The organism is Planctomonas deserti, assembly GCF_003067705.1.
Taxonomy (GTDB): Bacteria; Actinomycetota; Actinomycetes; order Actinomycetales; family Microbacteriaceae; genus Planctomonas; species Planctomonas deserti.
Map to the genome: position 1 here is coordinate 565,680 of NZ_QANL01000003.1, position 9,166 is coordinate 574,845.

Annotated in this window: 14 protein-coding genes; 8 read left to right on the top strand and 6 right to left on the bottom strand. The window is 68.8% G+C overall.

What is annotated here, in order from left to right; genetic code table 11:
* Positions 1 to 16 precede the first annotated feature (16 nt).
* A complete protein-coding gene (locus DAI20_RS13445; RefSeq protein WP_108251626.1) occupies positions 17 to 925 on the bottom strand; it encodes an alpha/beta hydrolase fold domain-containing protein in 909 nt (302 codons plus the stop codon).
* Between the two features lie 78 nt (positions 926 to 1,003).
* Here DAI20_RS13445 and DAI20_RS13450 point away from each other — a divergent pair, with 78 nt between their 5' ends.
* The 3 genes from DAI20_RS13450 to DAI20_RS13460 all read left to right on the top strand — a co-directional run bounded on the left by DAI20_RS13450 (position 1,004) and on the right by DAI20_RS13460 (position 3,354).
* Positions 1,004 to 1,384, top strand: a complete 381-nt coding sequence (locus DAI20_RS13450) for a VOC family protein (RefSeq protein ID WP_108251628.1) — start codon at positions 1,004 to 1,006, stop codon at positions 1,382 to 1,384.
* Positions 1,385 to 1,520: 136 nt separating this feature from the next.
* Positions 1,521 to 2,384, top strand: a complete 864-nt coding sequence (locus tag DAI20_RS13455) for an SRPBCC family protein (RefSeq protein WP_108251630.1) — start codon at positions 1,521 to 1,523, stop codon at positions 2,382 to 2,384.
* Between the two features lie 295 nt (positions 2,385 to 2,679).
* A complete protein-coding gene (locus DAI20_RS13460) occupies positions 2,680 to 3,354 on the top strand; it encodes a VOC family protein (protein ID WP_108251632.1) in 675 nt (224 codons plus the stop codon).
* 67 nt (positions 3,355 to 3,421) lie between these two features.
* Here the strand turns inward: DAI20_RS13460 and DAI20_RS13465 are convergent, their stop codons facing one another.
* The gene (locus tag DAI20_RS13465; RefSeq protein WP_108251634.1) at positions 3,422 to 3,754 is read right to left on the bottom strand and encodes an STAS domain-containing protein; all 333 of its coding nucleotides are present in this window, start codon (positions 3,752 to 3,754) and stop codon (positions 3,422 to 3,424) included.
* 330 nt (positions 3,755 to 4,084) lie between these two features.
* Here DAI20_RS13465 and DAI20_RS13470 point away from each other — a divergent pair, with 330 nt between their 5' ends.
* Positions 4,085 to 4,408, top strand: coding sequence for a DUF4190 domain-containing protein (locus DAI20_RS13470; protein ID WP_108251636.1), 324 nt, complete (start codon positions 4,085 to 4,087; stop codon positions 4,406 to 4,408).
* A 158-nt stretch (positions 4,409 to 4,566) separates the two neighbouring features.
* Positions 4,567 to 4,851 (top strand): hypothetical protein, encoded by a 285-nt coding sequence (locus tag DAI20_RS13475; protein ID WP_159085058.1) that lies wholly within the window; start codon positions 4,567 to 4,569, stop codon positions 4,849 to 4,851.
* 65 nt (positions 4,852 to 4,916) lie between these two features.
* Here the strand turns inward: DAI20_RS13475 and DAI20_RS13480 are convergent, their stop codons facing one another.
* The 3 genes from DAI20_RS13480 to DAI20_RS13490 form a co-directional block, all read right to left on the bottom strand.
* Positions 4,917 to 5,276, bottom strand: coding sequence for a hypothetical protein (locus tag DAI20_RS13480; RefSeq protein WP_108251641.1), 360 nt, complete (start codon positions 5,274 to 5,276; stop codon positions 4,917 to 4,919).
* 66 nt (positions 5,277 to 5,342) lie between these two features.
* Entirely contained in the window at positions 5,343 to 5,861 is a 519-nt protein-coding gene (locus tag DAI20_RS13485; protein WP_205781447.1) for a P-loop nucleotide/nucleoside kinase family protein, read from the bottom strand.
* A gap of 45 nt (positions 5,862 to 5,906) precedes the next feature.
* Positions 5,907 to 6,386, bottom strand: coding sequence for a DUF2000 domain-containing protein (locus DAI20_RS13490; protein WP_240606070.1), 480 nt, complete (start codon positions 6,384 to 6,386; stop codon positions 5,907 to 5,909).
* Between the two features lie 110 nt (positions 6,387 to 6,496).
* Here DAI20_RS13490 and DAI20_RS13495 point away from each other — a divergent pair, with 110 nt between their 5' ends.
* Positions 6,497 to 6,955, top strand: coding sequence for an Lrp/AsnC family transcriptional regulator (locus DAI20_RS13495; RefSeq protein ID WP_108251643.1), 459 nt, complete (start codon positions 6,497 to 6,499; stop codon positions 6,953 to 6,955).
* Between the two features lie 98 nt (positions 6,956 to 7,053).
* Here DAI20_RS13495 and DAI20_RS13500 read toward each other — a convergent pair whose 3' ends face one another.
* On the bottom strand, positions 7,054 to 7,605 hold the full coding sequence (locus DAI20_RS13500) for a MarR family winged helix-turn-helix transcriptional regulator (protein WP_159085059.1): 552 nt from the start codon (positions 7,603 to 7,605) through the stop codon (positions 7,054 to 7,056).
* A gap of 75 nt (positions 7,606 to 7,680) precedes the next feature.
* On the opposite strand from DAI20_RS13500, the gene DAI20_RS13505 reads away from it, so the two are divergent.
* Together DAI20_RS13505 and DAI20_RS13510 are read left to right on the top strand one after the other, a co-directional pair.
* Positions 7,681 to 8,502 carry a TspO-related membrane protein gene (locus DAI20_RS13505; protein ID WP_159085060.1) on the top strand — a complete coding sequence of 274 codons (822 nt, stop codon included), beginning with the start codon at positions 7,681 to 7,683 and terminating at the stop codon, positions 8,500 to 8,502.
* Between the two features lie 240 nt (positions 8,503 to 8,742).
* A partial coding sequence (locus DAI20_RS13510; RefSeq protein ID WP_159085061.1) for a hypothetical protein occupies positions 8,743 to 9,166 on the top strand: 424 nt, incomplete at its 3' end.

Genomic DNA, 9,166 nt, shown 5'->3' on the forward strand with positions numbered 1-9,166 from the left:
ATCGCGCCGACGCGGCTCAGTGGGTGAGCACGGCGGCGATGGCTCGACGCGCCGCGGCTCCCTCCGGGATGGGCAGCAGCGGGTAGACGTGCAGCATGTTCGGCACCTGGTGGAAGTCCAGCGGATGCCGTCGTTCCCGCGCCTTTCGGTCGAGCGCCAGGGCGTCCGCATTGAGAATGTCGTGGGTGCCACTGAACAGCGTGATCCGCCCGAGCCCGTCGAGCGATCCGTGAATGGGGCTCACCAGCGGGTCGGAGAGGGGCAGCTCGCCTCGCCAGCGCTCAGCCGCCGCGCGACCGCCGGGTACCGCGAGCCACGGATCGGTGGGCTGGATGCGGGGGATGAGCGGGTCGGTGAAGCTCAGGTCGAGCGCGGGGGCGATGAGGACGACGTCCCGGGGCGCCGGAACGCCACGATCGCGCAGCAGCATCGCCGTGGCGAGCGCGATGGTGCCGCCGGCCGAGTCGCCCAGCAGGGCGACGTACTCCCCGCCGACCTCGTCGACCAGCTCCTCCGCGAGGTCGGCGAAGACCGGCACCACGCTCCCGGCGGTGCCGAGCGGAACCAGGGGATAGATGGGCACCACGAACTCCGTGCCCGTCGCCCTGGCGAGCTCCGCCACAAGTCGCCAGTGCCAGAAGGAGATCTCGTGCACCCAGGCGCCACCGTGCGCGTACACCGCCCGTCGATGCGTCCGGCCCGCCTTCGGGGTCACGGTGTACACCGGCCAGCCCTGCACCCGGCGGGCGGAGATCCGCACCGATCGGTCCAGGAACCGCGGCGGTGCGAACGGCTCAGGGCGCACGACGCGGTCCATCGCGCCGCCGAGGGTCCTCTCGCCGGACCGGAACTCGCGCTGGTAGCCGAGCAAAGTGATCGCGGGGCGGATCAGGGTAGAGCGGACGCTGCGCGTGGTTCTGGTCACGCACTCAGTGTGCCCGGTGTCGTGGCCGCGGCGCGTCCGCCTTCAGTCCATCCGCAGCGGGGGAGTAGCGTCGGCGTCGTGCATCGGAGCCGCCTGTCCACGTTCCTGATCGACACGCCCGCCGCAGAGGCGGCACGCTCGGCGGCGTTCTGGTCGGCCGCGCTCGGCGTGCCGGCGAGCCCGGTGCCCGACGAGCCCCAGTTCACGTCGCTGCCGGGCGTCCATCCCGATCTCGTCTTCGCCGTGCAAGGCGTCGACGATGCGCCGCGATACCACGTGGACATCGAGACGGACGATCACAACGCCGAGACCGCGCGCCTGGTGGCCCTCGGCGCCGTCGAGATCAACCGGTGGTTGGACTGCCACACCCTCCGTGTGCCGGGCGGTCAGCTCGTCTGCGTGATCCCGGTGCACTCCGATCCGGAGGTGTTCGACCGCCTCGCGCACACCTGGCCCTAATACCCCGGTGCACCTCCAACCGGAAGCCAGGTGGGAATTCCTTGGGAGCTCCACGTGCAGCCATCGCCGTCAGTAGCATCGCATCAACGGCGGAGAATGTCGGCCGCCGGTTCTAACGATGTGAAGGAGAAATTCCGTGAGCACGAGAGTTGAAAAGAGCATCCTGGTCAACGTCCCGGTCAGCGTGGCGTACAACCAGTGGACTCAGTTCGAAGACTTCCCGCACTTCATGAACGGCATCAAGAAGGTCACCCAGCTCAGCGACAACCGCCTCGAGTGGGTCGCCGAGCTCGCCGGCGTCAAGCGCCAGTGGGAGGCCAAGGTCCTCGAGCAGGTGCCCGACCGCAAGGTGGCGTGGGCTGCGACCGAGGGCGCCACGAACGCCGGTGAGGTCACCTTCGAGGACCTCGGTGGCGGCCAGACCCGCGTCAACCTGAGCCTCGAGTACGAGCCCGAGGGCCTCGTCGAGAAGATCGGTGACAAGCTCAACGTCGTCGACAACCAGACCGAGGGCGACCTCGAGCGCTTCAAGGCGTTCATCGAGGCCGAGGGCTACGCGACCGGCGCCTGGCGCGGCACGATCAACGAGGGCGCCACGGCCGGCGCGCCCGGTGTCGAGCACGCCGACGCATCGCGCGGCGACTCCGGCAAGGCCGGCGTATCCGGCAAGGTGGCTGCCGCCGCCGGTGTCGCTGCGGTCGCAGCCGCCGCTGCCGGTATCGCCGCCGTCAGCAAGAGCAAGGACACCGAGGACACCACGCCGGAGGATGCCTCCATCGCGGTGACGCCGACGGAGACCTACACCCCCGTCGAGACGACGGAGACGGCCGGCGTGAGCACGACGGCCGCCGACTACGACACGTCGCTCCCCACCACCACGACCGGGGCGACCGGCTCCACCCTCACCGGTGACCCGGCCATCGATGGCGAACTCGCCGTCGACGAGGACCCGACGCTCGACCGCGGCAACGACGGTCGCGCATCCGGCAACCTGCTCTAACGCCGGCACCGCGACTCGCGTCGCCACGGCTCCGGCCGAACCGCGCTCTGGGCTCCTCGCAACAGCGAGGGGCCCAGAGCTCTGTCCGGGGGCTTCTCGGGCCGCCGGCGCGGAGGTGGAAGAGGGCCCGTGAGCGTCCCCTCCTCGCTGACTCGGCGCAGGCGCGCGACCCCCAGCCCGCATCCCGATGGGCTGCGGACGCGCCCTCCGTGCGCCCCCTTATATCCCTAGTAGCGTGTGTCCCGCGTAAGTCCCGCCATCGGCGGCTGGACTCCACCTCTCCGAAGGAGCGCTCATGGGTGAGTCTGCCAGTGCATCGGGATGGGTCTCCCCGGCGGCTTTTCACCGGTTCCCGGGTGTCACGGACTGGCGCGTCACCGGCACGGGGCCGCAGGCGGTCTTCTCCGCGACCTCCCTCGCACACGCGGCGAGACTGGTGCAGCCGATTGTGGATGCGGCGGAGCGACACCGCGTATTGCCGGATGTCGACCTGCGCCCGGAGGCGGTGGTCGTGCGCGTCCCGATCCGCGGCCCAGAGGGGATCCCCGCGGCCGCCGCGCCCTTCGCGGCCCTGGTGTCCCGGGCGGCCAGCGAACTGGCGTTGACGCCCGAGCCCTCGCTCGCCCAGTCGATCGGCATCTACGTCGCCCAGCACTCGCGCGCCGATGTGCGCCCGTTCTTCGTGGCCGCCCTCGGCTACGAGCCGCTCGGCGACACGGATGCTGTGGACCCGCTGCGCTGCGGTCCGCAACTGGCCTTCAATCCGATCACCGGGGACTCGCCCTCGAGAGGGCGGACCCACGTCGACGTCTTCGTGCCGGCCGATCAGGCCCAGACGCGGGTGGACGCGGCGCTCGCCGCGGGAGGGCGGCTCGCCGACGGTACCCACGCTCCCGCGTGGTGGTCGCTCGCGTCACCCGACAACCACGGCGTGGACATCGCTTCGTGGACCGACACGTACGACGACTGACGCCGCTACCGCGCCTTCCGAGGTCGGCCTGGGCAGCGCCCGGCGAGGCGGCTTCGCCCCGCTTGCTTCAGCCGCTGTAGGCCGAACGGGCGTCGACGCTGGACAGCAGGACCCGATTCAGCCGGGACATCTCCAGCAGCAGCGCAGGCTGGGGGCGGGGCGCCGTGATGCGCAGGTCGCCGCCGGCATCACGGGCGGCCTTCATCCCGGCGACGATCGAACCGAGGCTCGTCGTGTCGAGGAACTCCACCGCCGACAGGTCAAGGACGAGTCTCGAGGCACCCTTGCTCATCGCCGACTGGATTGTCCTTCGGAGGCCGGATGCAGCAAGCATGTTCATGCGGCCGTCGCCCCGGATGACAGCAACGTCGTCGTTGATGACGTCAGTTACGAAGTTCATGTTCTCGTCCCGTCAGTGATCGCGTGCTGGACGTGTGGTTGAACGCCGCATCCCGCCTGGGGTGCTGGTCGGTCGAACAACACTGTGCACCGAACTATCGGCGGCCCTGTGCCGCCGGTCACCTCGCCAATGACCCCAGTTCGGGCGGCGGGGGAGGGCGGGGTCGATCGTGTCGTGTCGTTCGTGCTCGGCGTGATGGATCCAGGACGGCGGGGGCGCGGAGTCTGCCGAACCTGGGGCGCCGCCGCGACGTCTTTCTGACATACGGTGAGGCTCGCCCGCTGATACCCGATCGGCGCGCCTACAACACCACAGCTCAGGAGCCGTTCCATGTCGAGCACCGACACCCGATACCCGCAGCAGAACTTCCAGCAGCACCAGGCCGCGCCGACCGAAGGCCTCGCCATCGCCGCGCTCATCACGGGCCTGCTCTTCTGGCCCGCTGGCTTGATCATCAGCCCGATGGCGCTTTCCCGCATCAAGAAGAATCACACCGGCGGGCGCGGCATGGCCATCGCCGGGCTGATCCTGTCGATCGTCGGACTGGTCTGCAGCATCGTCGCCGCGATCTTCTTCTTCACCGTGTTCCAAACCGCTCTGGAGAACGCGGAGAGCCTGCCGGCCGCCGCCGCGCTCGGCCACTTCGTCCTGTAGACGGTGAGCCCTCACCTCTTCACGATGTGAGGTCGGTGGCTCGCTCTCGTCGCCTCGATTTCCTAGGTCCATCCCCGAACTGGTGTTTCCCCGTGCCTGACCTGACTCCGCCCGAAATGCCTCCGGAGCAGAGGGCGTTGCGTCATCGGTTGGACGCCATGGCGCTGCAAAGTGGCGGCCGGTTGCGGTGCGGTCACGAGGACCGCTTCTGGAGCTCGGAGAATGGGCGGGAGTCCGTGTACGGGTGGGGGACAGCGATCACCTCGACCGGCGAGTGCGCGCTCGTCGTGCGGATCTGGTTCGATGGCCTCGACCGTGACATCTCGCTCTCCACCGGGACCCGTGGTGAGCAGTGGCGGGAATGGCGGGATCTCACGGACCTGGACCAGGTGCTACGTGAGGTCGAGGAGGAGATCCTCACTCGTCTTCCGCCTGCTACTTGACATAATGTGCATTATCGGATGTCGCGTGGGGCGTCAGCAGGAGTGACGCGAAGCCCTTGTTCTCGTCACGAGCGCGACACGGGATCCTGCGCGGCGACGTGGACGAGAAACCACTCAGGCACCGGCTGCACCGACACCCCGGTGTCCAGGTCCTCGACGTCGCCGGCGTCGTCGGGATCGTTTCCGCACAGCGCGGCGCCAGCTGGGATTCGGCTGACACGGACCCGATCGCCGTCGGGCGTCAACGCGAAGACGTCCGTCACGACCCCGGAGACGCTCGACTGGTGCGACCCGCCTAGGTCGTGATGCGTCTCCTCAAGCGTCCCGTCGGCGTCTCGACACGTCCAATCCACGAGCAGCCCGCGCACGACCTCCGACCCGCAGCACTCGTGCTCCCACCCGCCCACGGTCACCTCGACGATCACAGGCCCACAGTACGACCCTTGCTACTTGACATAACGTGTTCGGAGGGTAGTAACCCCTCAACCGTGTCAGGCCGCCCGGATGGCAGCGGCGATGGCACGGATGCGGACGGGATCCGTCGTCTCCCGCACGTCGACGAGTATCGGACGCTCGTCCTCGGTGGGTGGCTCGAAGTGCGCGGCGTGGTCCGTGAGGACAGCATCAGTGACGTCGTCCCGGTGTCCATCGGCTCGATTTGCGCGGACGCGTTCCCGCTGCAGATCCGGGTCGATCTGCACCCACACGATCAACAGAGGCATGTCCGCTCGTTTCGCCGTCTCGCGCCACTCATTGCGGATGAATCGCGGCGAACCCGTGTCGTCGACCACCACTTCCCTCCTGGCCGCAAGCAGCGCCCCGGCCCGCTCGTGGGCGATGCCATTGGTCGTCGCCCACTCGTCGAGAGGGATGCCCTCTCCCCCGCGCAGGCCGCGCTCGTGGTTAATCGCGTCCAGGCTGACCAGGTGTGCGTCGAGCTCCTCCGCGAGGCCGCGCGCCAGCGTGGACTTGCCGGAGAACGAGAGTCCGCACATCAGCGTCAGGGTCACGGCTGCCACAGTACGGGGTGCAGCGCGACGGGGTTGGCGATTCTCTCACGCCATCAACGGGACTCTGCCCACGATCTTGTCCACCCTGTTTCTCGGTCCGATGATGCTGACCGCCAGGTACTCGAGCTCCTCCCCCCGAGTACCAGCAACCGCGTCGATGTACTCGTCGTAGACGCGGGTGGCCTGCGCCGCGGCCGGCATGTCAGCCACGAACGTGCCGGGATGCGCGGCAGCCTTCGTGCGGATGGTGCGGAGGGTCGCGGCGTCGGCTGTGAGGATGGTGCAGCCCGCCCAGGGCAGCCCGGGGTGAGCGCTTCCGTCCGCGTCGGTGGCGCCGGGGCCGAGCACCCCCGTGACGGCGTCCGCCGTTGCGGCGGCAACACACACGGCTGCGTTCACCGCGCGCCCGCTCGGGAGATTCGCGTCAACGACGACGACCCACTTCAACCGCGCCGAACGCGTGGGCGCGGACGTATCCACCTCCTCCGCGGCAAATCCGACGGGCTGGTCGACGGTCATGCTCATTCTCGCTCTCCTTGCGAATCATCCGGTTCGATGGGAGAACGCTACGACGACGTACGGCGGCCCTGCTTGACATCCGAACTTCATCCGGCTCAGGGGCTAGTGTTCCGGTCATGGACGAACTTGATGCGGCGATCCTGCGGGAACTGCAGTCGGATGCGCGGAAGACGAACCGCGACGTAGCAGCCGCCGTGGGGATCTCCCCCACGACCGCGCTGGAGCGCACACGTGCCCTTCGCGCTCGCGGTGTCATCCGCGGCGCCAGGCTCGACCTCGATCTCGCCGCCATCGGACGAGGTGTGCAGGCCCTCGTCGCGGTCCGCATCCGGCCCCCGTCACGAGACGTGATCGAGTCGTTCCGGGACTGGGCGGCCGCACTCCCCCAGACCCTCGGGGTGTTCGTGACGAGCGGATCGGAGGACTTCATCCTCCATGTCGCGGTGGGCAGCAACGACGACCTGTACGCCTTCGTCATCGACGAGCTGACCCTGCGGCGCGAGGTGGCCGATGTCCGCACGTCCATCGTGTACGAGCACCTGCAGAATCGCTCGGTGCTGCCCGTGGGTCGCTGACGGCCGGCGTCGCGCTCAGTGATGCGGGGCGTCCGGATCTCACCGGCGGCGCGACCGGGCGTTCGGGGCGAATTTGGCCGCGGAAGGTCGAGGTCGACTCAGGGGACCGGCTGAACGCCAGGCGCGTCGCCCGTATTGCCCGCGCCGTCCGCATCACTAGCCTCGCCCGACGAGTGGACGCGCATGGTTTCGACCACACGCCGGAGGTACTCGGTTATCGCATCCTGCTCTGCGGTCGTGAAACGGTCGAGCTCGGCATCGAGAGCACGAACCATGGGCGAGACGATGGCGGACGCCCGCTCCGACGAGGCCTGCGCGGGGATCACCCGGATGCGCCGGCGGTCGCCCGGATCGGGCTCGCGGGTCACGTGGCCACGGCTGACCAGCCGGTCGACCGAGGTCGTGACGGCGGCGCTCGTGATCCCGAGCCGACGAGCGAGCTCGCCCGGCGCGAGCGGACCCGCTCGAAGGAGATGCTCCATGGCGCGGTAGTCCGTGGCGTTGACGTCGAGTTCGCCGCCGAGCCGACGCGCGAACTGGTCGCTCAACTGCAGGAAGTCCTGCAGGAGCATCGTCGCGTCACGGAACGGGGGGCGACGGTCGTTCCGCTCCCCCGCCGGAGCGCTTTCCTGAGCGGCGGCTTCTTGCACAGCTCCCATCCTAGTGCTATTTTCATTAGAAGTTCTAGCAATCCGAAGTTCTAACTGTCCTGTCCGGAGGGAAAGATGAGCACAGCCGCTGCCCATTCGTCTACTGCCCCGTCGACGAACTCCTTCGCCGGCCGGGCGGTCGTGCTGATCCTTGCCCTCGGTCAGCTCGTGTCGAACCTGATGTTCACGCTCTGGTCCCCACGGGACCTGCAGTCCGGCACCGAGTTCTCACCCCTAATTCCGCCGGGACCGATGTTCTCGATCTGGGCCGCCATCATCACGGTCAGCGTGCTGTGGGCGATCCTGCAGGTCCGCCCCTCGGCGCAGCAGGCGGGGCTGCGCGATCGCCTGGTCGTGCCGCTCGCCATCGTCTACGCCACTTTCGCGCTGTGGCTGGCCGCAGCGTCCCTGGGGCAGCAGTCGCCCCTCACGCTCGTGGTCTTCGTCGTTATGGTGGGCGCGCACTACGTGGCGTGGCGGCGCATCTCGGCGGCCCGCGAGGAGACCGCGCAGTGGAAGCCAATCGACCGGGTCGTGCTCTACGTCTCCCAGGGGCTGTACGCGGGATGGACATCGATGGCCTTCTTCGTCAACATCGCCACGGTGGTGCAGGGCACCGGCGCGCCCATCGATGGAACGTGGGGCACGACCTGGCAGCTCCTGGTGGTCGCGGCCGCCGCCGGCGCCGCTATCGCGTTCGTTTTCGCCAGCCGCGGCTCCGCCTGGTACGCGGTGGCCTCCTGCTACGCGCTCGTGGGAGTGGCCATCTCGTCCGGCGGAGGCGGCTACGCCGTCCTGGCGGCGGCTGCCGTCGTCGGCGTCGTGCTCGTCGTGGTGTCGACGATCGTGGTCCGCGCAACGTCCGCCCGCCGCGATCGCAGCGTGGCGACGCCGTAGGGCGACCGCAGGTGCGCGATCTCTGGGGTCGCCGCAGAGGCGCCGGCCAGACTCCGAGGAAACACCGCTACGGTCCCCGAGCTTGACGAAGGGACGCCAGCCGGACCCGGAGAGAGCACCGCTACGGTCCCTGAGCTTGTCGAAGGGACGCTGGCCGCTCCGTTGATCGGGCTCGTGAAAGTTCTCCACAGGTCAGAAGTTCTATGTCGAAGAAACTTTCGATGTGTTAGAATCTGTGCTGTGAGAACCCCGGCAGCGACGCTCCTCCGCACAGCGGACACCGTCGCGCGCCTCGGTTCCTCGCCAGCGGCGTTCGTGACCCTGCAGAAGCAGGACCTCCTCGACGCGCTGCACGCTATCGCCGACCTGCGACAGTCCTGCGACACCTTCTCCGCCTGGATCGCGGGCGAGCTGAACCAGCGTTCGCTGCCTGACCTCGGCTCGGCCGGGTTGGCGCAGCAGGAGGGCTATCGCACCCCGCAGGCGATGGTCGAGGCGATCACCGGAACGACGAAGGGTGGCGCTGTGTCCATCGTGGAGGTTGGCAAGATGCTCGCCGAGACCGATGCGGTCGAGACCCTACAGCGCGAGCACCCCGAACTCCCCGCGCCGCAGATTCCCTGGCACGCGCCGATCGCGCGCGCTGTCACCGACGGGAAGGTGT

Coding starts and splice junctions, on each gene's coding strand:
- DAI20_RS13460 (WP_108251632.1), top strand. CDS start 2,680: ATGGGTGAGTCTGCCAGTGCATCGGGATGGGTCTCCCCGGCGGCTTTT.
- DAI20_RS13470 (WP_108251636.1), top strand. CDS start 4,085: ATGTCGAGCACCGACACCCGATACCCGCAGCAGAACTTCCAGCAGCAC.
- DAI20_RS13490 (WP_240606070.1), bottom strand. CDS start 6,386: ATGAGCATGACCGTCGACCAGCCCGTCGGATTTGCCGCGGAGGAGGTG.
- DAI20_RS13475 (WP_159085058.1), top strand. CDS start 4,567: ATGGCGCTGCAAAGTGGCGGCCGGTTGCGGTGCGGTCACGAGGACCGC.
- DAI20_RS13465 (WP_108251634.1), bottom strand. CDS start 3,754: ATGAACTTCGTAACTGACGTCATCAACGACGACGTTGCTGTCATCCGG.
- DAI20_RS13495 (WP_108251643.1), top strand. CDS start 6,497: ATGGACGAACTTGATGCGGCGATCCTGCGGGAACTGCAGTCGGATGCG.
- DAI20_RS13505 (WP_159085060.1), top strand. CDS start 7,681: ATGAGCACAGCCGCTGCCCATTCGTCTACTGCCCCGTCGACGAACTCC.